We start from the raw sequence: 25,971 nt of genomic DNA on the forward strand, positions 1-25,971 counted from the left end.
CCGACCATTGGACGATGCCGGCTCGACCGCATCGATGAGGGAGGAAGATCATGCGGACACAGGTGGCCATCATCGGAGCCGGCCCGGCCGGGCTGTTGCTCGGCCAGCTCCTGTCGCGGCAGGGCATCGACACTGTCATCCTCGAACGCAGGAGCGGCGATTATGTGCTCTCCCGCATCCGGGCCGGTGTGCTCGAGCAGGGCATGGTCCATATGCTGGAAGAGGCGGGCGTCGCAGAGCGGCTGCACCGCGAGGGCCTCGTGCATGACGGTTTCTCGCTCGCCTTCGAGGGCCGCCGCCATCGCATCGATCTGAAGGGCCTGACGGGCGGCAAGACGGTCACCGTCTACGGCCAGACCGAAGTGACGCACGACCTCATGATCGCGCGCGAGGCCATGGGTGCGACCACGATCTACGAGGCCGACGATGTCGCGCTGCACGATTTCGACGGTGCCGCACCGCGCGTCTCCTTCGTCAAGGACGGGGTCCGAACCGAACTCGCCTGCGACTTCATCGCCGGCTGCGACGGGTTCCATGGCGTCTGTCGCCGCTCGGTGCCGGACGGCTCGATCCGGGAATTCGAGCGGATCTATCCCTTCGGCTGGCTCGGCGTCCTGGCGGACGTGCCGCCGGCGGCGCATGAACTCGTCTATGCCAACGCCGCGCGGGGCTTCGCCCTGTGCTCGATGCGATCGGCGGGCCGCAGCCGCTATTATGTCCAGGTCCCCCTGGATGAAAAGGTCGAGGACTGGTCGGACGAGCGCTTCTTCGACGAATTGAGGCGCCGCGTGCCCGAGGATGTCGCGGCCGCCGTGACCGTCGGTCCCTCGATCGAAAAGAGCATTGCGCCCCTCCGCAGCTTTGTCGCCGAACCGATGCGCTTCGGACGGCTTTTCCTCGCCGGAGATGCCGCTCATATCGTACCGCCGACCGGTGCCAAGGGGCTCAACCTCGCAGCCAGCGACATTCACTATCTCTCGCAGGGCCTGATCGAGCACTACCGCGAGCACTCCGACGCGGGCCTTTCACGCTATTCCGAGCGCGCGCTGGCACGCATCTGGAAAGCGGAGCGGTTTTCCTGGTGGATGACGAGCCTGCTGCACCACTTCCCGGCCAACACGCCTTTCGAGCAGCGCATGCAGCGAGCGGAGTTCGACTATATCGCGAACTCCGCGGTCGGCTCCGCGGGCGTGGCCGAGAACTATGTCGGGCTGCCCTATTAGGCCGCGAACCCATGAATTGCGATGACCGGATGGGGCGGATTGCCGGCATTCCGCCTTGGAGCAATCTGTGCCGATGATCGGACGTCCAATGCAGCGGCCGGCCGTTTTACTGCCTATGAACCCGCGAAAATCAGCGTGACGGTGCCGGGTCATGCGCTGATAGATCGTGCACCTCTCTGAATGCCCTCTCAATGTGGATGCTTAGGTCCGTCGATCCGTTCTCGAACCAGGCAGCCACAGCGTGTCCCATCGCCGCCATGCCCATATGCGCGACGAGATCGGCGGAACGGTCGGCCACGCCGCGCTGGCGAAGCGCCGATGCCAGAGCGGCCATGACGTCTTGCGTTTTCGTCTGAGCGCGTTCCTGCAAGGTCGGATTGGCCGCAATGATAACGCGGCGCGGCGCCGAGAAGGAACGGTTTTCGATGAACAGCGCTTCAACTGTCCGACATGCATGCAACAGCGTATCCCACGGCCCGAGGCCCGGTGGAGCGCTCAGGACCCCCTTGGTAAGCACGTCGATGAATTCCGCCTGGCCGCCGAAGAGCACTTCTCGTTTGTCGGGGAAATGCCGAAAAAAGGTCCGTTGCGTTACCCCGGCCTCAGCCGCGATGTCTGCCGCCGTGGTCTGTTCGTAACCGCGCGTCTGGAACAGCGTCAAAGCCGCCTCCTGCAAGCGCCGCCGCACTTTCTGGGCATCCCTCGGCAAAACATCATCCTGTATTGTCACAAGCTGACTTTACGGGTAACGTCAGCATATGACGATACGCTATCGCCGATGCCTCGCGATCGCAAGAGCGGGCGTGAGGATGATGTTTCGCAGGCGCGCGCCACCGAGGAGGACACAGTGTCGAGTTCCAACACCGCAACGATGAAGGCGCTTCGCGTCCGCAGCTACGGCGATCCGACTGACGTGCTGCATTTGGACATCGTCCCCATCCCGACGCCGGGCCCGGGACAGGTCCGCATTCGCGTCCATGCCTGCGCACTCAATCCCGCCGATTGGGCCGTCTGCCGCGGATTCATTCCCCTCCCTCCACCGCGTGGGATTGGGTTCGATGTGTCGGGCACCGTCGATGCCATCGGCGATAGCGTCGCCGGCGTTCGCGTTGGCGATCTTGTCTTCGGTGTCCCCGACTATATCGGCTACGCGACCGCAGGGGCTTCGGAATTTGCGGTCCTCAAACTGTGGATTCCGGTCCCGGACGGTTTGGACCTTTTGCACGCCGCATGCCTGCCGATGGCCGTCGAGACAGCGACGAGGAGTATCGATCTGCTCGGACTGTCCAAGGGCCAGACCATCATGATCAATGGCGGAGGGACGATGACCGGGTTTGCTGCCGTCCAGATTGCCTTGCGGCGCGGGGCGAATGTGACCACCACGGCCGGAGAGACCTTCGCCGGCCGCCTGCGTGACCTCGGCGCGAAGGTAACGGCTTACGGCGACGGCATGGTCGAGCGGGTTCGCGCGCTTTCGGGCGGAACACCTGACTTCGCTTTGCACACGGCCTTGGTCAAAGGCGTGCTGCCTGATCTCATTGAGATCGTCGGCGGCGATCCGCGCCGCGTCATGAGTTTCAGTGATTTCGATGAGGGCGGCCTTGGCGTCCGCACGACCGGGCGCGAGAAAGGAGTGGTTCATCGCTACGACGTTCTTGGAGATTATGCCCAGCTTGCCGCAGAAGGGCGTTTCTCGATCCCGATTGCCCGCATATTCACATGGGATGATTGGCAGGACGCAGTAGAAATCAGCATGAACGGACGAGCCCACGGCAAGCTTTTGATTGCGGTCGATCCAGCAGCAAAGCGCCAGTAGCTCGGCCCCGCAGCCGGACAGGCGCATGACGGGCCGGTCGCCGACACGCTGCGACAAGCTCGCCGCCAACTTCCTCGCCCTGGTCCGACTTGTTTCAATGCGACCCTTGGGGGCCGGGGTTCCGCGAATCCCCCGTGCCGTCAAGATCGCCGTCGCGGCCGCCTCTCAGACCCGTTCCAGGGCGATCGCGATGCCCTGGCCGACGCCGATGCACATGGTCGAGAGCGATCTCCGGCCGCCGGCGAGAGCGAGTTCGAGCGCCGCCGTGCCGGTGATGCGCGCGCCGGACATGCCGAGCGGGTGGCCGAGCGCGATGGCGCCGCCGTTCCGGTTGACCCGCGCATCGTCATCCGCGATGCCGAGAGCGCGCAGCGTGGCGAGGCCCTGGGAGGCGAAGGCCTCGTTCAGCTCGATCACGTCGAAATCGCCGGCGCCGAGCCCGAGCCGCGCCATCAGCTTCTGCGACGCCGGCACCGGCCCGTATCCCATGATCCGCGGCGGCACACCGGCCGCGGCGCCGCCGAGGACGCGGGCGATCGGCGTCAGGCCGTGCCTCCTGGCCGCCGCTTCCGAGGCGAGGATCAGCGCCGCCGCCCCGTCATTGACGCCCGAGGCATTGCCGGCGGTCACCGAGCCGCCCTTGCGGAACGGCGTCGGCAGCTTCGCCAGCGCCTCGATCGTCGTCGCGCGCGGGTGCTCGTCCTTCTCGACGACGACCGGATCGCCCTTCCTCTGCGGGATCGTGACCGGCGTGATCTCGCGCGTCAGCCGGCCATTGGCCTGCGCCGCGGCGGCCTTTGCCTGGCTGCGGACGGCGAAGGCGTCCTGGTCTTCGCGGGAGACGGCAAAATCCTCCGCCACGTTCTCACCGGTTTCCGGCATCGAATCGACGCCGTATTGCGCCTTCATCAACGGATTGACGAACCGCCAGCCGATCGTCGTGTCGTAGATCTCGGCATTGCGGGAAAAGGCCGTTTCCGCCTTGGGAACGACGAAGGGCGCGCGCGACATGCTCTCCACCCCGCCGGCGATCATCAATTCCGCCTCGCCCGCCTTGATGGCGCGCGCGGCGGTGATGACGGCATCCATGCCCGAGCCGCAGAGGCGGTTGATCGTGGTGCCGGAGACGTTGACCGGCAGCCCGGCGAGAAGCGACGCCATGCGCGCTACATTGCGATTGTCTTCGCCCGCCTGGTTGGCGCAGCCGAAGACGACATCGTCGACCGCCTCCCAATCGACGCCGGCGTTGCGCTGAAGCAAAGCCTTGAGCGGGATGGCGCCGAGATCGTCGGCCCGGACCGCGGCGAGCGCCCCGCCGAAGCGGCCGATCGGCGTGCGGATATAGTCGCAGATGAAAACGTCGGTCATGTCAGAGCTCCGGAACGATCAGATCGGCGACGGGGCCGGAGACGTGCAAGTCGGCGCCGGTCACCGCCTGGAGCTCGTCGAACGACATGGAAGGCAGCTTCTCCCTGAGGACGAAGTGCCCGCCCTCGATGTCGATCACGGCGAGCGAGGTATAGACCCGCGTCACGCAGCCGACGCCGGTCAAGGGCAGGCTGCAGCGCTTCAGAAGCTTCGGCTTGCCGTCCTTGGTGACATGATCGGTGATCACCGCGATCCGCTTTGCGCCGTGGACCAGATCCATCGCGCCGCCGACGGCCGGAACGCCCTTCGGACCGGTCGACCAATTGGCGAGATCGCCATTCTCGGCGACTTCATAGGCGCCGAGGATCGCGACATCGAGATGCCCGCCCCGCACCATGGCGAAGCTGTCGGCATGATGAAAAAAGGCGGCGCCCGGCTTCAACGTCACGGCGCGCTTGCCGGCATTGATCAGATCCCAGTCCTCCTCGCCCTTGGGAGGGGATGGGCCGAAATTCAGGATGCCGTTTTCGGTGTGGAAGATCGCCTCGCGGCCGGGCGGCTGGTACTGCGCCACCTTTTCCGGGAAGCCGATGCCGAGATTGACATAGGCGCCGTCGTGAATGTCCTGCGCGGCGCGCCAGGCGATCTGGTTGTTGGAGAGCTTGGCGGTCATGTCAGGCAACTCCCGGATAGACGGCATTGGCGCGGTTCAGGTCTTCTTCCTGCGCGGGATGGGCGACTTCCACCACCTGCTGCACGAAGATGCCGGGGGTGACGACGATCTCCGGGTCGATGCCGCCCGCCGGCACGATCCGTCTCGCCTGCACGACGGTGACGGCGGCGGCCATGCACATCAGCGGATTGAAGTTTCGCGCCGCCGCCCGGTAGGTGAGATTGCCGTGGGTGTCGGCCGTCTCGGCCTTCACCAGCGCCACATCGGCCTTCAGCCAGCGTTCCCGGACATAGGGCCGCTCGTCGAACTGCTCGACCGGCTTTCCTATGGCGAGATCGGTGCCGTAGGAGGTCGGCGTGTAGAAGGCGGGGATGCCGGCGCCGCCCGCGCGGATGCGCTCGGCGAGCGTGCCCTGCGGCACCAGCTCCAGCTCGATTTTCCCGGCGAGATAGAGATCGGTGAACACGACCGGATCGGCGGAGCGCGGGAACGAGCAGATCAGCTTCCTGACCATCCCCGCCTCGATCAGCGCGGCGAGGCCGACATGGCCGTTGCCCGCATTGTTGTTGACGATCGTCAGGTCCTTCGGCCGGCCGGTCGCGAGGAAACGATCGATGAGGGCATGGATCAGCTCGATCGGCGCACCGGCGCCACCGAAGCCGCCGATCATCACGGTCATGCCGTCCTCGACCCCCGCCACGGCGGCGGCGAGGTTTGCGACTGTCTTGTCCATACGCGCTTCCTCTCAGCTCCCCGGCGCGAACACCTGGGCGACCCAGAAATAGTCCGCCACCTGTTCTTCCGTCCATCTAATTTGTGCGATATCATCCATTTGTGCGTATATCGCTCAAATCACCGGTGGGACCCGACATGGCTGTGATCGAACGCGATTTCATGAGCGGTCTTGCCAAGGGCCTCTCCGTCATCGAGACCTTCAGCCTCGACCATTCGCGCCAGTCCATTTCCGAGGTCGCAGCCGCCTCCGGCCTCGATCGCGCGACGGCGCGGCGCTGCCTGCTGACGCTCGCCCATCTGGGCTATGCCGATTATGACGGGAAGTTCTTCACCCTGACGCCGCGCGTCCTGCGGCTGGGCACGGCATGCCTGGCGACCATGCCCCTGCCGCAACTCGTCCAGCCGCTGCTCGACCAATTGTCCGATGCGATCGGAGAAAGCTCCTCGGTCTCGATCCTCGACGGCACCGAGATCGTCTATGTCGCCCGGGCCGCGCAGCGCAGGGTGATGACGATCACGCTGATGCCCGGCTCCCGCCTTCCGGCCTATTGCACCTCGATGGGCCGGGTATTGCTCGCCGCCCTGCCCGAGGCCGAAGCGCGCGAGCGGCTGGGCGCGGCCGCCCTGCCCCGCCGCACCGAATACACGCTGACCGAGCCGGCAGCCGTCCTGGCCGCGCTGGATCGCGTCCGGTCCGACGGCTACGCCGTCATCGACCAGGAGGTCGAGATCGGCCTCCGCTCCATTGCGGTTCCGCTGATGACGGCACGGCGGGTCACGGTCGCCGCCGTCAATCTCGGCCTGCCGGCGCGGGGCGAGCCCGTCGGCGCGCTCGTCGAGCGCTATCTTCCCGCCCTTCAGGACGTCCAGAACCGGATGCGGGAGATCCTGCGCTGAAGGGCGGCCCACGACGCCTCACTTCGGCTTGGCATGCGACAGCACGAAATCGAACGCGACGTCGTAGAACGGCGCCTCGACATCGACCGCCGCAGCAGCCTCGGCGTCCTCGACCTTGCGGAACTCCGCGAGCAGGCTCTTCTTCACGCCGAAGACCGCATCCGAATTGATGTAGGGATCGTCGGGATCGAAGATGTGCGTGGTCAGAGCGTCGAAACCGTCGGCCGAAATGATGTAGTGCAGATGCGCCGGCCGATTGGGGTGGCGGCCGAGCGCGCCGAGCAGCTTGCCGACCGGGCCGTCATCGGGGATCGGGTAATATTTGGGCTTCACGCCGCGGAACCAATAGCGCCCGTCCTCGCCGGTCCGGAACACGCCGCGGAGGTTGAAATCGGGCTGGAGGCCCTTCTGCTGCACGTCGTAGAACCCCTCGTCATTCGCCTGCCAGACATCGATCTTGGCGCCGGCGATCGGATGGCCCTCCGTGTCGAGGATGCGGCCATGCACGAACATCGGCTCGCCCTTCCGGTCGAGGCAGATGTCGGCGCCCATCGGCAATTCGGGCGCGTCGTCGACATGGAACGGCCCGAGCACCGTCGATTCCGAGGCGCCGGACGGCTTGCGATTATTGATGGCGTCCACCAGCATCGAGACGCCGAGGATGTCCGACAGCAGGATGTATTCCTGGCGCCATTCGTTGCACATCTGCCCCGTCTCGGTCAGGAACATGATCGCAGCGAACCATTCCTCCTGGGTCGGCTCGATCTCCTTGACCGCCTCGTGCAGCTTGCGGGTGATGACCTCCATCACCTGTTTGAGCCGTTCGTCCCCGGCGTTCTTGTTGCGCGCGACAACGACCTCGGCCGAGTTTTCCTCGGTGAAGTAGCCATATTCGTGCTCGTTGCTCATGGCCTTGCCTCAGCGTGCGAGAATGGATTTGAGGACGCGGCGCAGTTCGGCCGCCGGCTCGGCGGAAAGCGCCTCCGAGCGCCAGGCGACGTGATGGTCGGGGCGGACCAGCAGGCAGCCGGCGTCGCGGATCTCGCTTGCCCGCGCCCAGTCGCCGCTATGGTCCTCGATCGGCCGGCGGGGGCCGATGAGGTGCGTGCGGATCGGCAGGCCGAGTTCCGCGCCGACAGCCTCGGCAGCCGCGACCCATGCCTCGCCGCCGATGCCGGTCAGCAGCGTGAACTCGCCATGGCCGCAGAGGTCGAGCGTCGAGATCTTCTTGCCCGACCGCTCGAAGACCCAAACATGCGGCAGCCTCGCGCCCGGCCAGGTCGTGGGGGCGTAATGCAGCTCGCTGTCCCTTTCGAAGGCCGGCTCCGCCTGTCCGTCGGTCACGACGGCGTCCGACTTGTAGCGCTGGTTCATCTCGACGCCATGGGCGTCGAACTCGTATTTCTTGAAGGCGATCGCCTTTCGGAGCGCCTCGCGCTGCGCTTCGGCGGCCGGGGTCGCGTCGCAGCGCGCCTCCATGTTGCGCTGGATCTTCTCGTGGTCGACGCCGCCATCCATGCCGAGCGCTTCGAAGATCGGACCGAATTCGCCGATCGACTGGTTGGCGCGCGTCACGATCTGGCGCGCGATCGGCGCACGCTCGGTCGAGTAGCTGTCGAGCAGTCCGAGCCCGGCTTGCCCCTTGACGACCTTGGCGAGCTTCCAGGCGAGGTTGAACCCATCCTGGATCGATGTGTTCGAGCCGAGACCATTGGAGGGCGGATGCCGGTGCGCGGCGTCGCCCATGATGAAGACCCGGCCCTTCGACATCTCTGTCGCGAAGCAGTTGTTCACCGTCCAGGTGTTGGCGCCGAGCAGCTCGATCTCGAGTTCGGGATCGCCGACCAGCTGGCGTGCGACCTCGGTGGCGAGTTCCGGCGTCACCACGGGCGGCGGCTGGTTGATGTCGTAGCCCCAGACGATCAGCCATTCGTTCCAGGGCCGCACCATGCGGACGAGCCCCATGCCGATGCCGCCGACATCGGCGCCGGGCTGCATCACCCAGTAGAGAACGCTCGGGCGGTGGGCGACATATTTGGAGAGGTCGGCCCGGAACAGGATGTTCATCGATCCGCCCACGCCCATCCTGCCTTCGAAGGGCAGGCCGAGATGTTCGGCGACCAGCGAGTTGCCGCCATCGGCGCCGACCAGGAACGTCGACCGGACGGTGAACGCCTTGCCCGTCAGCCGGTCGCGGCAGGTGGTGGTGACGCCGTCCGCATCCTGGACATGGCTTACATATTCGGTGCTCATCCGCGCCTGCGTGCCGCGCGAGCAGGCCGTCTTGAACAGGATCGGCTCCATGAAGGTCTGCGGCAGATCGTTCATGAAGGTGGGCGAGGACAGCAGGTGCTCCGCCTTGGAGAGCGGGTGCGTGCCCCAGCTCTTCATCCGGCCGATCTCCTCGCCGGCCAGGCTCTCGCAGAACACGTTCTCGCCCATCAATTCCTGCGGGGAAGCGTGCATCGAAGCCTCGGCTTCGACATCCGTCCCGAGGTCGCGCAACACTTCCATGGTGCGCTGGTTGGTGATGTGGGCGCGCGGCGTATTCGACAGCCACCGATAGCGGTTGATCACCATATTGGCGACGCCGCAGCTCGACAGCAGCGCCGCCGTCGCCGAGCCAGCCGGGCCCGTTCCGACGATCAGCACGTCGGTTTCCATATCGGCCATCAGAGTCCTCCCTCGATCTTCGGACCGGTCAGCCTGCGGCGGACCGGGAACAGATGCAGCCCGCTGCGGGACGAGATCAGCCCCCACAGTCCCTTGGGCGCGAACAGCATGACGGCGATGGCGAGCACGCCGAGCGTCATCAGGTACCAACTGCCGTAATCGGCCAGCGCCGAGCGCAGCGCGAAGAAGACGAGCACGCCGAGGATGGGACCTTCGATGGTGCCGATGCCGCCGATGACGACGATGAAGATGACGTAGGCCGTCCAGTCGGTGACGGCGAAGGCGGCATCCGGCGAGATGCGCGCCGTCTGCATAAAGATCAGCGCGCCGCTCAGGCCGGTGGCGGCCGCCGCTATCAGGAACACCGCCCATTTGAGCCGCCCGGCATCGACCCCGACGGAGCGCGCCGCATCGATGTTGTCGCGCACCGCCGCCAGCGCCAGGCCGAGCCGGCTGCGCAGCAGCCCGTAAATGCCGCCCGTGACGACAACGACGAGGATCAGCGCCAGCCAATAGGCGAGAATGTCGCGCGCGGCCGCATCGCGGACCCCGAACAGCGCGCGGATGGCGTCCGTTCCCAGGATATGGCTCGTCGCCTCGCGCGGCAGCGAGGTGCCGGTACCGCCGCCGAGCGTCTTCCACTGCGCGATCGACAGACGCGTCACCTCGGCGATCACCCAGGTTCCGATGGCGAAATAGGCACCCTGCAGGCGGAAGGCGAAGTAAGCGGTCGGAATGGCCAGCAACAGCCCGGCAAGGCCGCCGAGCAGGATCGCCCAGACCGGGTTCCAGCCGAGCAGGATGACCCCGGCGAACATCGCATAGGCACCGATGCCGACAAAGGCCTGCTGGCCGACCGAGACGAGGCCGCCATAACCGGCGAGCAGGTTCCACAGCTGCGCCAGGGTCAGCATGGTCAGGATGAAGAACAGATCCTGGATGACGCCGCGCGGCGCCACGGCCGGCAAAGCGAGAGCGGCCAGGACCAGGACGAGCATGGCGATCGCTGTGGCGGTGCCGGCGCGGGTGCGGGTGGTGAGCTTGTACATGCCGCCCTCAATCCACCGCGCGCGGGAACAGGCCCCGCGGTTTCAGAAGCATCACCACCAGGAAGGCGACGTGGCCGGCGAGGATCTGCCATTCGGGATTCACCGCGGCGCCGAAGGTCTGCGCCACGCCGATGATGATCCCGCCGGCGAGCGTCCCCCACAGGCTGCCGAGGCCGCCGATGATCACCGCCTCGAAGGCATAGATCAGCCGCGCCGGCCCGATCGACGGATCGAAATTCGCGCGCATGCCGAGATAGAGCGCCGCGATCGTCACCACGACCATCGCGATCCCCGTGGCGATGGCGAAGATCCGCTTCGGCTCGATCCCCATCAAGCCTGCCGTCACGGGGTCGTCGGAGGTGGCGCGGAGCGCCCGGCCGAGTGCGGTGTGATAGAAGAGCCCGTTCAGCGCGAGGATCGCGGCAACCGCCGAAGCGAAGGTCAGGAGCGGCATGACGCCCACCGTGACGAGGCCGAAATCGAGCGAAGCCCCTTCCAGCGCGCCGGCCGGGATGCGGCGGCTATCGGCGGAGAACGCCTCCAGCAGTCCGTTCTGCAGGGCGACCGACAGGCCGAAGGTGACGAGGAGCGGCGGCAGGATATCCTTGCCGAGCACCCGGTTCAGCACGATCGTCTGCAAAAGCCAGCCGAGGCAAAACATCACCGGCATGGCGATCAGCACCGCGATCCAGGGCGACAGGCCGAGCAGCGTGACGCCCATCAGCACCAGATAGGCGGCGAACACGATCAGGTCGCCATGGGCGAGGTTGACCAGCCGCATGATGCCGAAGACGAGGCTGAGACCCGCCGCGAACAGCGCATAGAGACCGCCGAGCAGAATGCCCTGTACCAGGGTATCGATCCAGATCATGCCGCCTCCCCGAAATAGGCGGCATGGATCTGCTCGCGTGTGACCTCGGCCGCACCGGCGACCAGCGTGACGCGGCCCTCCATCATGCAGTAGACGCGGTCGGCGACGGCGAGCGCCTTGCCGATATCCTGTTCGACCACGACGATCGCGGCTCCGGCGGCGCGGACCTTCGGCAAGGCCGCATAGATGTCGCGGATCACCACCGGCGCCAGGCCGAGGCTGATCTCGTCGCAGAGCAGCAGTTCGGGATTCGACATCAGCGCCCGGCCGATCGCCACCATCTGCTGCTGGCCGCCGGAAAGCGCCGTGCCCGGGTTCTTGCGCCGCTCGCGCAGGATCGGAAACAGGTCGTAGACGGCGCCGAGATCCCACGGACCCGGGACCTTGCGCATCTGGCCGCCGATCAGAAGGTTTTCCTCCACGGTGAGCGAGGCAAACAGCCTGCGGCCCTCGGGTACCATGGCGATGCCGCGCTTCATCACCTCGGCCGAGGAGCGCGCGCCGATCGCCTCGCCCCGGTGCAGCACCATGCCGGGCTCGTTGCGCAGAACGCCGGTGATCGAGCGCATCAGGGTGGATTTTCCGGCACCGTTGGCACCGATGATTGCAATGCATTCGCCTGCGGCGATGCCGACATCGACGCCGAACAAAGCGCGGAACTGGCCGTAACTGGCGGTGAGATTGCGGGTTTCGAGCAGCATCAGACCTCGAGCCCCAGATAGATTTCGCGGACATCCTTCGAGGCCATGATCGCGGCCGGCGCGCCGATGCCGATCACGCGCCCGAAGTTCAGCACCAGCAGCCGCTCGACCACGGAATTCAGCGCGTGCAGCACATGCTCGATCCAGATGATCGTCGTGCCCCGCGCATGGATCGCCCGGATCGTCGCGACCAGCGCCTTGCATTCGCCCTCGGTCAGCCCGCCGGCGATTTCATCGAGCAGCAGAAGCTCCGGCCCGGTCGCCATCGCGCGGGCGAGTTCCAGCCGTTTGCGGTCGAGCAGGCTGAGCGATCCGGCCACGAGATTGGCTTTCTTCAACAATTCGGTTTCCTCGAGGATGCGCGCGCAGTCGTCGACCATGGCGGCCTCGCGCCCCCCGCGGCCGAACGCGGCGGCGGTGAGCAGGTTCTCGAACACGGTCAGCCCCTCGAAGGGCTGCGGGATCTGGAACGAGCGTCCGACGCCCATGCGCACCCGTTCCATCGCGGGGGCGCGCGTCACGTCGCGATCGAGGAATTCGATGCGCCCCGCATTGGCCAGCACATTGCCGGTGATCAGGTTGAACAGCGTCGACTTGCCGGCCCCGTTCGGCCCGATGATGCCGAGCGCCTCGCCGCGCGGGACCGCGAAGGTCACGCCATCGGCGACCTTCAAGGCGCCGAAGGATTTCGAGACGTTTTCGAGCTTCAGGATCATCGTTGCCATTCTCGGGACGGGTAGCGGGGGCGGCGGCGAACACCGCCCCCGAGGAGCCTCAGACCAGGGCTTCCATCTTGCCGGCGGTCGGGATTTGCGACGCGGCGGCGTTTTCGACGATCACCAGATCGAAGCCGCCGCCCGTCTTCTTCCGCCACTGGCCGCCGACCAGCGGCGTCTTGCAGACGTTCTTCGCCGCGAAGGGCGGCACGCCCGCCCCGTTCCACGCCACCTTGCCGACGACCGTCGCCATGTCGGTGGCGGCAATGGCCGCGGCGATCGCGTCCGCGCTGCTCGGGTCGGAAACGCGCGCCATGACATTCGCCGCCACTTCGAACAGCGAATGGGAGAACCCGATCGGCTGCGTCCAGGGACGCTTGGTCTTCGCCTCGAAATCGGCTGCGAGCTCGGCGGAGCTCTGGCCGGTCAGCGACGACTTGAACGGATGCGAGGAAGACCACCAGACCTCGGACGAGAGGTTGTGGCCCGCCTCGCCCAGCGTCTCGACCGATTGCGGGAACAGGATGGCTTTTGCGACCGTCACGGCCTTCGGCTTGAAGCCCTGCTGGCGGGCCTGGTTCCAGAAGGTGGTGAAGTCGGGCGGGATCACCACGCCGGTGACGATCTCGGCATTCGCCGCCTTGAACGCGTTCACCTGCGCGGTGAAATCGTCCGAGAGGTTCTGGTAGCGACCGGGATCGGTGAGGCTGAAGCCGGCCTTGTCGAAGCCGGGCCTGAGGCCGTTCTTCGGATCGCCCCAGGCATTGCCGTCGGCATCGTTGGGGAAGAGCCCGCCCACCTTGCCGTTGGTGTCGAGCTGCTTCCACATGCCGGTATAGACGGCGATGATGTCCTCGAGGCCCCAGAAATAGTGGAAGGCGAAGTTGAACGGCTTCCAGCTGGCCGGATCGCCCGGATTGCCCTGCTGGCCGATGAACCAGGGCTGCCAGGGCGCCGTGGTCGAGATGACCGGAACGCCTTCCGCCTCGCAGGTGGTGGCGACCGGATTGGTGTTTTCCGGCGTCGAGCCGACGAGCATCAGATGGATCTCGTCGTCGACGATCAGGCTCTTCGCCACTTCGGCCGCCCGGTTCGGGTTGGACTGGCTGTCCTTGACGATGACATCGAAATTCTTGCCGGCCTCGGAGGCCAGGAACGCCTTGATGTTATAGGCGTCGCTCTCGGCGAAGCCCGCGAGCGGGCCGGTCTGCGGCGAGACATAGCCGAGCTTGATCCTGGCGCCCCGCGCGATGGCCGGAGCGGCAAGCCCCGAAGCGGCGATCGTGAAGCCGGTCGCCGCCGAGGCTTTCAGCAGAGTCCGTCTGGTAATCATGTTTTTCTCCTCCCTCTTGTTTTGTTCTCAGGCCCCCGGGCGACGTCCCTCCCACGCCGCCTGGAGGAGTTCCCGTAGCGATCCCGGGTCGATCGGCCTCGGATTCGCATAGGCATTCTTGACGGCGATCGCCGTTGCGCGATCGAGATCGGCCTCTTGGATGCCGATGGCCCGGAGGCTGAGCGGCGAGCCGACGCTGCGGGCGAAATCCCAGATCCCGCCGCCGGCCGTGCCGCCGCCGAAGGCGTCGGCGATCGGCGCCAGCAGATCGGGCACCGCCTGCTCGTTGAAGGCGGTGGTGTAGGGCAGCAGGATGGCGTGCGTCTCGGCATGCGGCGTATCGAACGAGCCGCCGAAGACATGGGCGAGCTTGTGATGCAGCGCCATCTGGACGCTGCCGAGCGCCGCCGAGCAGCACCACGCCGCATAGAGCGCCTCGGCCCGCGCCGTCCGGTCATGCGGATCCGCGATCAAGGCCGGAATGCCCTTGTGAAAGGCGGCAAGAGCGTCCTTGCACATCAGCACGATCACCGGGTTGCGGTCCGGCGCGTAGAACGCCTCCATCGCATGGGCGATCGCGTTCATCGCCGAGGTGACCGTGAGCCCGACCGGCAGGCTGAGCGTCAGGTCGACATCATAGATCACCGTCTCCGGGCGGATGTCCGGCGAGCGACGCGTCGTCTTCTCGCCCGCCGCCGTCTCGCCGAGAATATCGGTCATCTCCGAGCCGGCATAGGTCGTCGGGATCACCACCTGGTCCGCGCCCGTGCGGACGGCAATGGCCTTGCCGAGCCCCGTCGTCGAGCCGCCGCCGAGGCTGACGACCGCGGTCGCGCCGCTGCTTCGGAAGGCATCGACCGCCTTCTGCGTTACGTCGAGCGGCGTGTGCATCACCGCGCCGGCAAAAATTCCGGCGGAGAGCTCGCCGAGCGTTGCCGCCAGCCTTTCCGCATCGGCCTGCTGATGCGGCGTCGAGAGCACCAGCACCTTGTCATGGCCGAGCCGCCGGACTTCGTCCCCGGCCCGGGCCGTCGTACCGGAGCCGAACACCACCCGTGTCGTCAGGCCCGGAAAGATGAAGCTCTGCATCATCGTGCTGCCTCCATGCGCGCAGGGCGGCCCGCCGCCAGGTCGGCCAGGATCGAATCCAGCATGGCGATCTCGGCGTCCGAGACCTCGTGGCCCCGGCCGGGGAACAGATCGGCCCGGAGCCGCGCGCCGTTCCTGCCGAGCGACTGCGCCGCATCGGCGAAGGCCGAAACCGGGATCCACGGATCGGCGTCGCCGCCGGTCAGATAGACCGGCACGCCGGCGGGCGCGGCTTCCGGCCGGCCATCCGCGGCAACGCCGACCCGGCTGCCGGTAAAGGCCACCAGCGCCTCGGGCCGCGGCAGACCGGCGCAGAGATATTCGATCGACAGGCAGGCCCCTTGCGAGAAGCCGGCCAGCACCAGCGGCAGGCCCGGCAGTTCGGACCGGACTGCGGCGAGCGCGGCGGACAGATGATCGAGCGCATCGGAGAGCTGCGCGCGGGCGACCGCGGTCAGCGGGTCGATGGCGCGCGCCGCCCACCACGCACCGAGCGGGGCGCGCGGCAGGACGAAGGCCACCGCCGGCGCGCGGACCCGCACCAGCACATGGGACTGCATCTCTTCCGGCGATTGGCCGCGGCCGTGGACGAAGACGCAGATCGCCTTCGCCTCCGAACCCCTCGACCCCAGCCGGAGCGGACCGCTGCCCGAATTCATGCGAATTCCGCCTCCTCGAGGCCGGCGCGCAGTTCGTCCTCGCGATCCTTGAACCAGGGTGGGAACACCAGCGTCTTGCCGATCGCGCCGGGCGGCTCGTCCTTGGCCCAGCCTTCCGGCGTGGTCCAGGCAAGCTCGAACAGCGCGCCGCCCGGCGAGCGGACATAGCAGGACTTGAAGTAGTTGCGGTCCTTCTGCTCGGAAATGTCCGTGAAGCCCAGACCCTCGATATGGGCGCGCAGCTTGAGCTGGTTCTCTTCGTCGCCGGTGTTGAGGGCGAGATGGTGGATCGTGCCGCCGGCCAGCGTCCAGGTGCCTTGCGCGCTGTCGCGGTCGACGATCACCTCGACGCGCTGGTCGACGCCGCCCGCATCGGGAACGCGGAACACCAGGCCCTCATGGTTGTCGGCCTCCTTCGTGAGCGGCAGCGCGACGGTCAGGAAGTCGTCCATGGCGGTGCGGTCCATCACCGCGACGACGGCGCCGTAGATCCCCTTGATGCCGTGCTCCCTGCCGATACCCTGCGCCGCATTGGTGATCGGCTCGCGCGAATCGCTGTCGCTTTCGACCAGCTCATGCGCAATGCCGCATGGATGCAGGAACGCCGCGCGGTCGGCGCCAAAACGGGTGATCCGGGCGGCTTCGATGCCGCGCGCATTCAGCCGGTCGACCCAGAACTCGGCCGCGCCCTTGGGAATCGACTGCATGATGGTGCGCGACTGGTTCGTGCCCCGGCGGCCATAGACGGCCGGTTTGCGGAACGGAAACGTCGTGATGATCGTCGAGGCGTCGCCGCCGGGCGAGCCATAATAGAGGTGGTAGACGGGGATCACGCCGTCGAACAGGACGGTGCGCTTGACCGAATGCAGGCCGAGCGCCTTGGTGTAGAAATCGAAGTCCTCCTGAGCGCTGTCGGTCGACATCGTCAGATGGTGGTAGCCGCTGATTCGGGCCATTGGTCATCTCCTCCCAGACGTTCCGGTCCGCTCTGCCGGCGAGGGGCAGAGCACGAGATCGAGATCGAGCGCATATTTCCGCTTTCCTCCCAGCGGCGGCAGCGCGCGAAACTCGGCCATGAGTTCGGGTTTGACCCCGAAAATCGCATCCCGGCCGATCGCCGCATCCGAGCGATCGAAGATGTGGGTGGTCAGCGTCTCGAAACCGTCCGCCGAAACGCGGAAATGGATATGGGCGGGGCGTTCAAGACCAAGGCCCAGTGCCGACATCAACCGGCCGACCGGACCGTCGGAAGGCAGCGTGTAGCCCTTCGGCTTCACCGTCACGAAGCCGAACCGCCCCTGCGGATCGGCACGGAAGCGTCCGCGCAGATTGAATTCGGGCTGTCGGTCCGGCTCCTGGTTCTCATAGAGCCCCTCGGAATTGGCCTGCCACACCTCGACCGTGGCGCCGCCGATCCCGGCCCCGTCGAGGCCGACGATCCGCCCTTCGACGTCCAGCGGCTCGCCCTTATGGTCGCGCGAGATATCGGCGCCGAGCGGCGTGTCCGGCACGTCGGACCGATAGAACGGACCCGCCAGCGTGTTCGGCGTCGCGCCGGCGGGACGCGGGCTGTTCAGGTCCTCGATCAGCGAGGAAACGCCGAGCACGTCGGCGAACAGCACCCATTCCTGCCGCCGCGCATCGGCGTAGTGGCCGACCTCGGTCAGGAAATCGATCGCGAGCCGGAACTCCTCGACGGAGGGGCGCAATTGCGCGACGAGCGCGTGCAGCCCGTCGACGCTCGCCCGCGCGGCGGCTGCCAGGCGCGACGGGCCTGCTGCCGTCAGGCGCCGGGAAAACTCCTCCGCCTGCGCCGAGATCGCCTCCGGGATCGGATCCCCCCGCGCACCGTCATGCTGGCCGTGCATTCCGCCGGGGCCTCCCTCCCCTTGCCGACAGAGGTAGCACGCTCCGACGCCGGGCTTGATGAGTTGTGGGCGCGCTTGTATAGCATTTTGCTATGAAGCTGAACGAGCGCCACCTCATGCAGCTCGCCGCCGTGCTGGACTCCGGCGGCGTATCGGAGGGCGCCGCCATGCTGGGCCTGACCCAGCCGGCGGTCAGCCGATCGCTCGCCATGCTGGAGGCGCGCATCGGCGAGCCGCTTTTCCTGAAGGGCCGCCGGCCGCTGCAGGCAACCCCGCTCGGCGCCCAGCTGGCGGCGGAGGGCCGCACGATCATCACCGCCTCCCGCAAGGCGTCCGACGCCGTGCAGGGCTTCATGAAGGGCACCAAGGGCATCGTGCGCGTCGGAGGCGTGCCGTTCTTCATGGATGCGATGATCAGCCGGATGATCGGCGAGTTCCAGAACCTGGAGCCCGAAGTGACCATCCAGCAGAGCTATCTGAACCTGCCTGAAATGGTCGCGGCGCTCGAAGGCAACCAGATCGACCTCGGCATCGTGCCGATCGGCGTGCTCGGCCTCGGGCCCGGCTTCGAATTCACCGAGATCCTGCCCGGCCGCAACATCGTGGCGTGCCGGCCCGACCATCCCCTGCTGCGGAACCGCCGTCTGGTCGGGCGCGACCTGACCCGCTTTCCCTGGGTGGCGCCGCTCCCCGGCTCGCCGCTGATGTCGGATCTCCAGATGATCCTGATGAGCATCGGCATGTCGGACCTGAACATCCGCTATTCGGGCAGCTCGCTGATGGGCGTCATCAACTATCTGGTCGAAACCGACGCGCTGGCCGTGCTCCCCTTCTCCGTCGTCTTCGCGCAGCGCAAGGAGAACCGCGTCACCGTGCTCCCCTATGAGATCCCGCAGCCGAACCGATCCCTGGGCATCCTACGCCGCGTCGGCGCCCCGCGCTCCCCGGCCGCGGAACGCTTCGCCGGCCACGTCACCACCGCCTTCGAGAACCTGAAACACATCATCAAGCGCCACGAGAACGCCGTCGTCTGGGGACGATAGAGCGGGCGTGGCAGGAATTTCGCGGGCGGGCGGGTGGGCCTGACCGCTCCCTCGAGGCGGCGTAAAGTTGCATGCCGATCATCTGCTTCTGCTGTTCGGCGATCATCACTGGGATTGCGAAGTAGACCACCGCACGATCGCCGCAGGTTTCGCGTCAAGTAAAAAACTGTCGCATTATTACCGCAATGTGTCGCATGCGATCGTTTCCGGCCGACGCAAAACCGTCTTCACTCACCGGGTTTACCCGTTTCCCGATCCGGGCGCGTGGCCGGCGAAATCCCAACCACACGGCCTGAAAACAGCAGGCATTCACCATCCATCAAGCCATCCATCTCCTGGACGGGGAGCGAAGCCTTGGCTGCGCTCTTTGGGCAGGCCTGATTTGAAGAGGGACTTTCATGAAATCAGTCATTCTTGCGTATGCCCTGGCGGCGGTATTGACCGCACCGGCTTTCGCCGCCGACGTCAAGGTGGTCAATCCCGACGCCTACTTTCCCGAAGGACCGATCTGGCACGACGGCAAGCTCTTCTATGTCGAGTATGGCCGAAATACCGTCATGACCTGGGACGGCAACAAAAACGAGGTGTTCTGGCGCCAGGATGGCTGTGGCCCTTCGGCGGTGGTGCCGACCGCGTCTGGCGAGTTCCTGGTGACATGCTATGATTCCAACATGATCGGCCACATCTCGGCCGACGGCAAGACGCTGCCGCCCTACGACAAGGACAGCGACGGCAACCCCTTCATCGGGCCGAATGATTTCGCGCCGGACAGGAAAGGCGGCATCTATTTCACCGGTTCCGGCCATGAAGGACCGGCGATCGATGCTTCGGCGTATTATCTCACTGGGGATGGCAAGGTAACCAAGGTCGCGGACAATTTGCACAACGCCAACGGACTTGCAGTGTCCAACGACGGCAAGCTGCTCTACCTGATCGAGACGGAGGACAACCGCCTGATCGAGTTCGATATCAAGCCGGACGGGACCCTGTCGAACCGCCGCGTTTTCCTGCGCCTCGACGACCTCTTCCCGAATGCGCCGCATATCTGGCCCGACGGCGTGAAGATCGATGCGAAGGGTGAACTCTATATCGGCCAAAGCCCGCGCTCGCTCGACGCGCCCGGAAAGATCATCGTGGTGGACGGGGACGCCAAGCTGCTGCGCACGATAGCAGTCCCCTCGGTCTCGATGCCAAATCTCGCCTTCGGGCCGGAGGAGAAGGTGATTTACGTCATGGCGCTCGACCAAATCGACAAAGCGCCATGGCACGGGAAAGTCTACGAGGTCCCCAACCCGTAGACGCCCTATGACCCAGCCGAGCCGACTTGAAAGCGGCTTGGCCGGCCCCCTCCTATGCGGGCCGGCACCGCCGAAAGGACGTCCGGGACCCCCGTCAGGCCTGCTGCGCGACGTCGATCACGAGCTTGCCCTTGGCCGCGCCCGCCTCGTATTTGCGGTGCGCGTCGGCTGCCTGTGCGAGGGTGAAGCGCTCGGGGTCGAGGCGCGGCTTCAATCGGCCCTCCTCGGCCATCGCCGCGACGATCTCGAGGATCTCGCCATGCCGCTCGATGCCGATGCCCTTCATGATCGGCAGCAGGACCAGGACCATGTGCAGATTGCCGCCCCTGAGATAGAGCGGGGCGAGGTTGTGGGATGCGGCGCCGACGACGGTGACCACATCGCCGGTCGGCCGGACCATCTGGAAGGCCGCGTCGAGCGCCGCGCCGCCGACGGTGTCGAAAATGACGTCGAAGCCGCGGCCCCCTGTATGCTTGCCGATCACATCCGCCGCGGTCTCGACCGAAAGATCGACGCTGGCGCAGGCCCCGGCGCCGAGCGCCAGCGCGGCGCTCTCCTCGGACCGGGTGCCGGCGACGACATAGGCGCCCGCCGCGGCCGCCATTTGCACCGCCATATAGCCGACGCCGCCGGCGCCGCCCGATATGAAGACCTTGCTGGCGGGCGTGACGCTCGCCTTGTCGAACAGCGCCTTCCAGGCGGTCGCTGCCGTCAGCGGCAGGGCGGACGCGGCGCGGAAATCGAGATTTGCGGGTTTGCGGGCAACCAGCGCGGCATCATAGACGGCATATTCGGCAAGCGCGCCCGGCACATCGCCGGCCGGCCCCTTGAAGCCGCCGGCAAAGCCGAAGACCTCGTCGCCGACGGCGAATTTGGCGACGCCCGGGCCGAGCGCATCGACGATGCCGGCGAAATCGCTGTGCAGCACGGCCGGAAACGTCCCCGGCGTCATCGGCAGGGCCGCCTTGCGCACCTTGACGTCGATCGGATTGAGGCTGGAGGCGATGATCCTGACCCTGATCTCGCCGGCCGCGGGCTCGGGTATCGGGCGTTCGACCAGCTTGAGAACGTCGGGCGTCCCCTGTTCGACGGCAATGACGGCTCTCATCATGGGACACTCTGCTTCTGCGTTGTCGGAAGCCGCATTTTATTGGTGCTTCGTCACGCCGCAAAGATCGTCAGAAATATGATACTGTTTCCTCATGAGCAATAATGACCGGCTGACACAGCGGATTGCAGGGGTCGAGGAATTCGTGCGCGTCGCGGAGACATCGAGTTTCATCCGCGCGGCGGAATCGCTGGGGCAGGCGCCCTCGGCCGTATCGAAGGCGATCCGGCAGCTTGAGCTGCGGCTCGGCGCCCGGCTCTTCCACCGCACGACGCGCAGCGTCAGCCTGACGGAGGAAGGTTCGCTGTTCTACCAGCGGGCGAGCCGCTGGATCTCCGAGCTCGACGACATGCAGAGTGCCGTCAGCGGCGATCCGGCCGAGCTCAGCGGCCTGGTGCGGATCGACATGCCGACGACCTTCGGGCGGGCGCTGTTCATTCCGCATCTCGCCGCCTTTCTGGATCGCTTTCCGAAGCTTTCGGTCGAGGTCCGGATGAACGATCACCGCGTCAATCTGGTCGCCGAGGGGGTGGATCTCGCCCTGCGCATCGGGGACCTCGCAGATTCCGACCTGGTGGTGAAGCCGCTGGGCCGGGCGCCGATGGGCACCTATGTCTGCCCCCGATGCCTGGAGCGTTACGGCGAGCCGGCCTCGCCGGAAGAGCTGCTGTCGCACCGGCTGATCGCGCTGATGCCGCCGACGGGACGGTCGAAACCGATGCTCTACGTCGTCGGCGACCAGGATATCGCCATCGACACCCGCCACGCGGTGGCGAGCTTCACCAATGGCGATGCGATGATCGACGCCGCGATCACCGGGATCGGCATCGCGCAGACGCCGGCCTTCTATGCCGAGCAGGCGGTCGGGCAGGGATTGCTGACGCAGATCCTGAAAGGACAGGATGCGCCCGGCCTGGCGATCCAGCTCGTCTACCCCTCGCGCAGGCAGCTGCCGAAACGGGTGCGCGTGCTGATCGAGTTCCTGACGGATGCGATGGCGCATGCCTGGGACGAGACGTAGGACGAGAAGCGGTGCATTTATGTGATGGGCCTGAAGCCGGTTCCGATGCGGCAGATGGTGTTTATTTGTGCAGTGTCACCGTTATTCCTGTGCAGTGTCACCGTTATTCCGAGCCAGTACACTCGACTGGACCATCGTTAGGCGTGGATGGCGACCACCCGAACTCTCCGCCGCCATACGCCGCCGCTTCTACTCTCTTCCGAAGAGAGCATCTCCCACTCTCCGCGCTGTCGTGGCTTCGGCGGTTTCAGAGTGCTGTGCAGGGAAATCGGGGAGATGGCGCGCCGGAGAGGATAAAACTGGGCACTCTTATGTCATTGTTTGAGAGCTGGCTCGGGAAAAACGGACAGGACCGATAAGTGGAATTTGGCCCTGAACCTGGCATAGGATGCCAAGAACAGGAGCGACGATGACGAGACGAGCACGCCGGAACCATGGCCCGGCTTTCAAGGCGAAAGTAGCCTTGGCGGCGATCAAGGGCGAGAAGACGCTGAATGAGTTAGCTCAGCAGTTTGATGTCCACACCAACCAGATCAGTCAGTGGAAGACACAGCTTCTTGAAGGGGCAACCGGGGTATTCGGTGCGGGTGGCACGGCCGTGCCAGCTTCGTCCGGGGTTGATGTCAAAACCCTCCATGCCAAGATCGGGGAGTTGACGCTTGAGAATGATTTTTTAGAAGGAGCGCTCACCAAGGCCGGCCTTCTGAGCGCAAGAAAATGATCGACCGCACGCACGAACTTCCGATCACTCGCCAAGCCAAGGCTTTGGGACTGGCGCGAAGCAGCGTCTACTATCTGCCCCGTCCTGTGCCGCCCGCCGACCTTACCCTGATGCGGCAGATCGACGAGCTGCACCTTGAGCATCCCTTCGCCGGTTCTCGCATGCTGCAAGGTCTTTTGGCTGCCGATGGGCACCAAGCCGGACGGTTGCACGTCGCCACGCTGATGAAGCGCATGGGGATAGAGGCAATCTACCGGCGACCGAACACCTCGAAACCAGCGCCGGGACACAAGATCTATCCCTATCTCCTGCGCGAACTGCCGGTGACCAAGCCCAATCAGGTCTGGGCGATGGACATCACCTACATCCCGATGCGGCGTGGCTTTGTCTATCTGGCAGCCGTGGTGGATTGGTTCAGCCGCCGCGTGCTGTCCTGGCGGCTCTCGATCAGCATGGAGGCGGACTTCTGTATCGAGGCGGTCGAGGAGGCTCTGGTGCGTTATGGCAAGCCGGAAATCTTCAATACCGATCAAGGCAGCCAGTTCACCAGCGAGGCCTTCACCGGCTTGCTGATCAAGAACGACATCAAGATCAGCATGGATGGCAGGGGCGCCTGGCGCGACAATGTCTTCGTCGAGAGAATTTGGAGGTCGGTGAAATACGAGGAAGTCTATCTCCACGCCTACGACACGGTGTCCCAGGCCCGCGCCTCGATCGGCCGATATTTGATTTTCTACAATACCCGCAGACCCCATTCGAGCCTTGACCGGAAGACACCCGATCAGGCCTACTTCAGCCAGCCAACCCCAATCCCGGCCGCGGCATAATACGGGCTGAAATCCACTTATCCGGCAGGGCTAAGCTGTCCAAACAAACCGAGCCAACTCTTTTGTGCTGTGTAATTCTTTGCGAATGCCGCTGAACGCTCACCGCCGCCATTTGGGTTCTAATACCAAAAACTCGCGGGCGATCTCGGCAGATGTTGAGCCGAAAGCCGCCCGTTCGTTAATGGAACACAATTGGTCGAAGCGGACATGCGAGAGTGACTTGCCCGCCCGCAGATCTCGGCCGGCCCCGCTATGAGGCTATGGTGGCCAGAAACATGATGCCGCCCTCTACGCGCTGCCTAAGAGCTTTCAGGCTGGCGAAGGTGAGCGTCCCCGCCGCTCCGTGTGTGGCTTTGTTGAAAACTGGGAAAAGCTGAAGTATGTCGTCGATGTCTTTTTCAACGAAGCCGAGCATCTCAGGCGAATCCGCGCCCTTCTGCTTCAACAGGTATCTGACCTTCGCTTTTCGTGAGGGGGTACCGTTGGGTGTCTTCTCGTAGCTTGGATCAGCCGCGATGACATCCTTGTCGTCGGCCCACCGGTCCAGAATCTCGGTGAAAATCTCGCGCACGCTTGTGCAGAAGTGGCGAGCAGCATCCGTATTGGCCGGATTGAGCGCGAAGAGCGCCCCTTTCCACCGGTCGCAAAGATCTTGGGAGAGGTCGGTAAGATAGTCGAGGATGCCAGTATCCTGTGCGCTTTCAGTCGGCGCTTCGGTGTCGGCGTTCAAGGCGTATGCGACGGCAGCGCTGTTGCTGCTTTCTCGCTTGGCGGCCGCCAGGATGTCGGTATTCGCAGAGCCTATAGCCTCAACTCGATCATACCTCGCGCTCAAGTCGAAGGAAGAGTCTCTGACGTCTGCATAGCGCGATGTGGTCAGCGCGCGGAGCGCTGAGAGGCGGCGCTGCCGGTCCCGCTCGACCTGGGCGTTGTGAGTGCGCACCGCCTGATTGTATTTGCCGATGGCCGCTTGGCGCTTCTGGTTGTACTGGCGAACCTCGCGATTGTGGTTATCGACCAAGCGCTTGTTGTGCTGGTTGATCCTGTCGATCTCTCTGTTCGTGTCACGCACCCACTTTTCGTAGGCGGCCTTATTGGCACGGTTTACGCGGTCGATTTCTTGGTTTTGCCGCCTAACCATAGCGTTGTACTCTGCAGGGGTTACCCTCCGAACCATGAATCCCTCCACTTACTTGACCACCGTTCGTCTAGCTGGGGATGCTGTGGCGTCAGTTCAAGGGTATTTGGTAATAGTTCACAGTGCTTGCGGGGTGAGAGTACAATAGGCTGAAAAAGAGTCGTAGTCGATCGATCGCCTAGTTTGGATTCGATTTCGCAGGCCGCCATGGGTTTGCGGAGTGGTTCGCGCGGCTGCCCCTTCGGGCCGATTTGGTTTTTTATCCAGCCAATTCGATCGGTTGCCCTGTTCTATCTCGCACTATGACAAATGGTTTTGCGGCCCGAGCCACCGCCCCAGCAATTCCGATAGCACGGTTGGGATAAAGTTTGGTTCCCTTGCGTACTGTAAAAGGGCGCTCGAGCCAGGAGCCGTCCGCTTGTTCATCGAGGAAGCGCGTATCGCGAGAATATGTCGCTACATCTTTCTCAAGGTTCTTCTTGTCCTGACATGCCTTGATCGCAGCGCCAGCGTTCTTCGCCAACACGTCACAGCAGATACCTATCACAATGGCAGAACGGATGTTTGATTGGAGGTCGGCAACAGGGATGCTGGAGACAGGATCATGAGCAGCCTTATGCCGTGTACCTGCTAAGTTCTTGTAGTTCTCTTGTAGACTAAGGGCAGCTCCACCAAATGCGGCGGCAAGACTGTTCATCTTGCTCCAGGGGTCTTTCACTCCGAATGTTCCAAAAGCCTGTTTGATATCATCGTGACCAACGTTCGAACCTTTCGGACTGAAGCCAAGGGCAGTGTAAGAGGGTGGAGCGTCTTTATACTTCACAACGAGTTCGAGCGTCTGCGTCACGTAATTGATACGGTCAGGCGCACCGCGGAGGAACGAGAGGCGGTTATTCATGCCGATAGTCGAGTCGACCACGATGAAATCGCGGATGCCGTCCGGCAATGCCGCGAAACCGAGGTGGGCGGCACCGACATCCTTCTCCACCAAGTGGTCGAAGACCGAACCCACGTACTTCTCGAGCATTGCAAATGCGGTCACTGCGAGTCCGAGCCTGAGGACACGTGCACTCAGGTTGGCCGGGTCTGTAAGCGGCAACCGGTCTTGGAGCAGCGGCTCTCCGCTGACCTTGAGCATCTGCTC

Annotated in this window: 25 protein-coding genes; 7 read left to right on the top strand and 18 right to left on the bottom strand. The window is 65.0% G+C overall.

Going from position 1 to position 25,971, the window contains the following annotated elements; translation table 11 throughout:
* Positions 1 to 50: 50 nt before the first annotated feature.
* Positions 51 to 1,223: a 4-hydroxybenzoate 3-monooxygenase gene (gene pobA, locus J3R73_RS27660; protein ID WP_307434955.1), complete on the top strand. Its 1,173-nt coding sequence runs from the start codon at positions 51 to 53 to the stop codon at positions 1,221 to 1,223.
* 130 nt (positions 1,224 to 1,353) lie between these two features.
* Here the strand turns inward: pobA and J3R73_RS27665 are convergent, their stop codons facing one another.
* On the bottom strand, positions 1,354 to 1,884 hold the full coding sequence (locus tag J3R73_RS27665; RefSeq protein ID WP_307434958.1) for a TetR/AcrR family transcriptional regulator: 531 nt from the start codon (positions 1,882 to 1,884) through the stop codon (positions 1,354 to 1,356).
* Positions 1,885 to 2,070: 186 nt separating this feature from the next.
* Here J3R73_RS27665 and J3R73_RS27670 point away from each other — a divergent pair, with 186 nt between their 5' ends.
* Entirely contained in the window at positions 2,071 to 3,039 is a 969-nt protein-coding gene (locus tag J3R73_RS27670; RefSeq protein WP_307434961.1) for an NADP-dependent oxidoreductase, read from the top strand.
* Positions 3,040 to 3,204: 165 nt separating this feature from the next.
* Here the strand turns inward: J3R73_RS27670 and pcaF are convergent, their stop codons facing one another.
* Genes pcaF through J3R73_RS27685 form a run of 3 tightly spaced genes read right to left on the bottom strand, consistent with a single transcriptional unit; the run spans position 3,205 to position 5,813 of the window.
* A complete protein-coding gene (pcaF, locus tag J3R73_RS27675) occupies positions 3,205 to 4,407 on the bottom strand; it encodes a 3-oxoadipyl-CoA thiolase (protein ID WP_307434964.1) in 1,203 nt (400 codons plus the stop codon).
* A gap of 1 nt (position 4,408) precedes the next feature.
* Positions 4,409 to 5,080: a CoA transferase subunit B gene (locus J3R73_RS27680; protein WP_307434967.1), complete on the bottom strand. Its 672-nt coding sequence runs from the start codon at positions 5,078 to 5,080 to the stop codon at positions 4,409 to 4,411.
* A gap of 1 nt (position 5,081) precedes the next feature.
* The gene (locus J3R73_RS27685) at positions 5,082 to 5,813 is read right to left on the bottom strand and encodes a 3-oxoacid CoA-transferase subunit A (protein WP_307434970.1); all 732 of its coding nucleotides are present in this window, start codon (positions 5,811 to 5,813) and stop codon (positions 5,082 to 5,084) included.
* Between the two features lie 137 nt (positions 5,814 to 5,950).
* On the opposite strand from J3R73_RS27685, the gene J3R73_RS27690 reads away from it, so the two are divergent.
* Complete coding sequence (locus J3R73_RS27690) at positions 5,951 to 6,712, top strand: IclR family transcriptional regulator domain-containing protein (RefSeq protein ID WP_307434973.1); 762 nt, start codon at positions 5,951 to 5,953, stop codon at positions 6,710 to 6,712.
* A gap of 18 nt (positions 6,713 to 6,730) precedes the next feature.
* Here J3R73_RS27690 and J3R73_RS27695 read toward each other — a convergent pair whose 3' ends face one another.
* Genes J3R73_RS27695 through J3R73_RS27745 form a run of 11 tightly spaced genes read right to left on the bottom strand, consistent with a single transcriptional unit; the run spans position 6,731 to position 17,671 of the window.
* Positions 6,731 to 7,621, bottom strand: coding sequence for an intradiol ring-cleavage dioxygenase (locus J3R73_RS27695; protein ID WP_307434976.1), 891 nt, complete (start codon positions 7,619 to 7,621; stop codon positions 6,731 to 6,733).
* Between the two features lie 9 nt (positions 7,622 to 7,630).
* Positions 7,631 to 9,385, bottom strand: coding sequence for an FAD-dependent oxidoreductase (locus J3R73_RS27700; RefSeq protein ID WP_307434978.1), 1,755 nt, complete (start codon positions 9,383 to 9,385; stop codon positions 7,631 to 7,633).
* Positions 9,385 to 10,434: a branched-chain amino acid ABC transporter permease gene (locus tag J3R73_RS27705; protein ID WP_307434981.1), complete on the bottom strand. Its 1,050-nt coding sequence runs from the start codon at positions 10,432 to 10,434 to the stop codon at positions 9,385 to 9,387. The genes J3R73_RS27700 and J3R73_RS27705 overlap by 1 nt, the downstream gene beginning before the upstream one ends.
* 7 nt (positions 10,435 to 10,441) lie before the next feature.
* Positions 10,442 to 11,305 (bottom strand): branched-chain amino acid ABC transporter permease, encoded by an 864-nt coding sequence (locus tag J3R73_RS27710; RefSeq protein ID WP_307434984.1) that lies wholly within the window; start codon positions 11,303 to 11,305, stop codon positions 10,442 to 10,444.
* A complete protein-coding gene (locus J3R73_RS27715; protein WP_307437735.1) occupies positions 11,302 to 12,009 on the bottom strand; it encodes an ABC transporter ATP-binding protein in 708 nt (235 codons plus the stop codon). Before J3R73_RS27715 ends, J3R73_RS27710 begins: the two co-directional genes overlap by 4 nt.
* Positions 12,006 to 12,722, bottom strand: a complete 717-nt coding sequence (locus J3R73_RS27720; protein WP_307434987.1) for an ABC transporter ATP-binding protein — start codon at positions 12,720 to 12,722, stop codon at positions 12,006 to 12,008. The genes J3R73_RS27715 and J3R73_RS27720 overlap by 4 nt, the downstream gene beginning before the upstream one ends.
* A gap of 58 nt (positions 12,723 to 12,780) precedes the next feature.
* Complete coding sequence (locus J3R73_RS27725) at positions 12,781 to 14,055, bottom strand: ABC transporter substrate-binding protein (protein ID WP_307434990.1); 1,275 nt, start codon at positions 14,053 to 14,055, stop codon at positions 12,781 to 12,783.
* Positions 14,056 to 14,082: 27 nt separating this feature from the next.
* Positions 14,083 to 15,147, bottom strand: coding sequence for a maleylacetate reductase (locus J3R73_RS27730; protein ID WP_307434995.1), 1,065 nt, complete (start codon positions 15,145 to 15,147; stop codon positions 14,083 to 14,085).
* Positions 15,144 to 15,803, bottom strand: a complete 660-nt coding sequence (locus tag J3R73_RS27735; RefSeq protein WP_307434998.1) for an alpha/beta hydrolase — start codon at positions 15,801 to 15,803, stop codon at positions 15,144 to 15,146. Before J3R73_RS27735 ends, J3R73_RS27730 begins: the two co-directional genes overlap by 4 nt.
* Positions 15,800 to 16,759 (bottom strand): VOC family protein, encoded by a 960-nt coding sequence (locus J3R73_RS27740; RefSeq protein ID WP_307435002.1) that lies wholly within the window; start codon positions 16,757 to 16,759, stop codon positions 15,800 to 15,802. The genes J3R73_RS27735 and J3R73_RS27740 overlap by 4 nt, the downstream gene beginning before the upstream one ends.
* A 3-nt stretch (positions 16,760 to 16,762) precedes the next feature.
* Positions 16,763 to 17,671, bottom strand: coding sequence for a dioxygenase family protein (locus J3R73_RS27745; RefSeq protein WP_307435005.1), 909 nt, complete (start codon positions 17,669 to 17,671; stop codon positions 16,763 to 16,765).
* A gap of 92 nt (positions 17,672 to 17,763) precedes the next feature.
* On the opposite strand from J3R73_RS27745, the gene J3R73_RS27750 reads away from it, so the two are divergent.
* A complete protein-coding gene (locus J3R73_RS27750; protein WP_307435007.1) occupies positions 17,764 to 18,714 on the top strand; it encodes a LysR family transcriptional regulator in 951 nt (316 codons plus the stop codon).
* 398 nt (positions 18,715 to 19,112) lie between these two features.
* The gene (locus tag J3R73_RS27755) at positions 19,113 to 20,012 is read left to right on the top strand and encodes an SMP-30/gluconolactonase/LRE family protein (protein ID WP_307435009.1); all 900 of its coding nucleotides are present in this window, start codon (positions 19,113 to 19,115) and stop codon (positions 20,010 to 20,012) included.
* A 94-nt stretch (positions 20,013 to 20,106) separates the two neighbouring features.
* Here J3R73_RS27755 and J3R73_RS27760 read toward each other — a convergent pair whose 3' ends face one another.
* Entirely contained in the window at positions 20,107 to 21,123 is a 1,017-nt protein-coding gene (locus J3R73_RS27760; protein ID WP_307435011.1) for a zinc-binding dehydrogenase, read from the bottom strand.
* A gap of 91 nt (positions 21,124 to 21,214) precedes the next feature.
* On the opposite strand from J3R73_RS27760, the gene J3R73_RS27765 reads away from it, so the two are divergent.
* Positions 21,215 to 22,141: a LysR family transcriptional regulator gene (locus tag J3R73_RS27765; RefSeq protein ID WP_307435014.1), complete on the top strand. Its 927-nt coding sequence runs from the start codon at positions 21,215 to 21,217 to the stop codon at positions 22,139 to 22,141.
* Between the two features lie 409 nt (positions 22,142 to 22,550).
* Positions 22,551 to 23,689 (top strand): IS3 family transposase gene (locus J3R73_RS27770; protein WP_307421818.1). Its coding sequence is split into 2 segments (ribosomal slippage): positions 22,551 to 22,818 and positions 22,818 to 23,689, totalling 1,140 coding nucleotides; the frame shifts between segments, so codons are not numbered across the junction.
* Between the two features lie 250 nt (positions 23,690 to 23,939).
* On the opposite strand, the gene J3R73_RS27775 is transcribed toward J3R73_RS27770, so the two are convergent.
* Together J3R73_RS27775 and J3R73_RS27780 are read right to left on the bottom strand one after the other, a co-directional pair.
* Entirely contained in the window at positions 23,940 to 24,866 is a 927-nt protein-coding gene (locus J3R73_RS27775) for a pPIWI-associating nuclease domain-containing protein (RefSeq protein ID WP_307435017.1), read from the bottom strand.
* A gap of 220 nt (positions 24,867 to 25,086) precedes the next feature.
* A complete protein-coding gene (locus J3R73_RS27780) occupies positions 25,087 to 25,965 on the bottom strand; it encodes a hypothetical protein (protein ID WP_307435019.1) in 879 nt (292 codons plus the stop codon).
* Between the last annotated feature and the right edge of the window lie 6 nt (positions 25,966 to 25,971).

Origin of the sequence: Labrys monachus, assembly GCF_030814655.1 — a bacterium.
GTDB classification, from domain to species: Bacteria; Pseudomonadota; Alphaproteobacteria; order Rhizobiales; family Labraceae; genus Labrys; species Labrys monacha.

Excerpts from the sequence above, each read along its gene's own strand:
- pobA (WP_307434955.1), top strand. The coding sequence starts at position 51 with ATGCGGACACAGGTGGCCATCATCGGAGCCGGCCCGGCCGGGCTGTTG.
- pcaF (WP_307434964.1), bottom strand. The coding sequence starts at position 4,407 with ATGACCGACGTTTTCATCTGCGACTATATCCGCACGCCGATCGGCCGC.
- J3R73_RS27680 (WP_307434967.1), bottom strand. The coding sequence starts at position 5,080 with ATGACCGCCAAGCTCTCCAACAACCAGATCGCCTGGCGCGCCGCGCAG.
- J3R73_RS27685 (WP_307434970.1), bottom strand. The coding sequence starts at position 5,813 with ATGGACAAGACAGTCGCAAACCTCGCCGCCGCCGTGGCGGGGGTCGAG.
- J3R73_RS27690 (WP_307434973.1), top strand. The coding sequence starts at position 5,951 with ATGGCTGTGATCGAACGCGATTTCATGAGCGGTCTTGCCAAGGGCCTC.
- J3R73_RS27695 (WP_307434976.1), bottom strand. The coding sequence starts at position 7,621 with ATGAGCAACGAGCACGAATATGGCTACTTCACCGAGGAAAACTCGGCC.
- J3R73_RS27700 (WP_307434978.1), bottom strand. The coding sequence starts at position 9,385 with ATGGCCGATATGGAAACCGACGTGCTGATCGTCGGAACGGGCCCGGCT.
- J3R73_RS27705 (WP_307434981.1), bottom strand. The coding sequence starts at position 10,434 with ATGTACAAGCTCACCACCCGCACCCGCGCCGGCACCGCCACAGCGATC.
- J3R73_RS27710 (WP_307434984.1), bottom strand. The coding sequence starts at position 11,305 with ATGATCTGGATCGATACCCTGGTACAGGGCATTCTGCTCGGCGGTCTC.
- J3R73_RS27720 (WP_307434987.1), bottom strand. The coding sequence starts at position 12,722 with ATGATCCTGAAGCTCGAAAACGTCTCGAAATCCTTCGGCGCCTTGAAG.
- J3R73_RS27725 (WP_307434990.1), bottom strand. The coding sequence starts at position 14,055 with ATGATTACCAGACGGACTCTGCTGAAAGCCTCGGCGGCGACCGGCTTC.
- J3R73_RS27730 (WP_307434995.1), bottom strand. The coding sequence starts at position 15,147 with ATGATGCAGAGCTTCATCTTTCCGGGCCTGACGACACGGGTGGTGTTC.
- J3R73_RS27735 (WP_307434998.1), bottom strand. The coding sequence starts at position 15,803 with ATGAATTCGGGCAGCGGTCCGCTCCGGCTGGGGTCGAGGGGTTCGGAG.
- J3R73_RS27740 (WP_307435002.1), bottom strand. The coding sequence starts at position 16,759 with ATGGCCCGAATCAGCGGCTACCACCATCTGACGATGTCGACCGACAGC.
- J3R73_RS27745 (WP_307435005.1), bottom strand. The coding sequence starts at position 17,671 with ATGCACGGCCAGCATGACGGTGCGCGGGGGGATCCGATCCCGGAGGCG.
- J3R73_RS27750 (WP_307435007.1), top strand. The coding sequence starts at position 17,764 with ATGAAGCTGAACGAGCGCCACCTCATGCAGCTCGCCGCCGTGCTGGAC.
- J3R73_RS27755 (WP_307435009.1), top strand. The coding sequence starts at position 19,113 with ATGAAATCAGTCATTCTTGCGTATGCCCTGGCGGCGGTATTGACCGCA.
- J3R73_RS27760 (WP_307435011.1), bottom strand. The coding sequence starts at position 21,123 with ATGATGAGAGCCGTCATTGCCGTCGAACAGGGGACGCCCGACGTTCTC.
- J3R73_RS27765 (WP_307435014.1), top strand. The coding sequence starts at position 21,215 with ATGAGCAATAATGACCGGCTGACACAGCGGATTGCAGGGGTCGAGGAA.
- J3R73_RS27775 (WP_307435017.1), bottom strand. The coding sequence starts at position 24,866 with ATGGTTCGGAGGGTAACCCCTGCAGAGTACAACGCTATGGTTAGGCGG.
- J3R73_RS27780 (WP_307435019.1), bottom strand. The coding sequence starts at position 25,965 with ATGCTCAAGGTCAGCGGAGAGCCGCTGCTCCAAGACCGGTTGCCGCTT.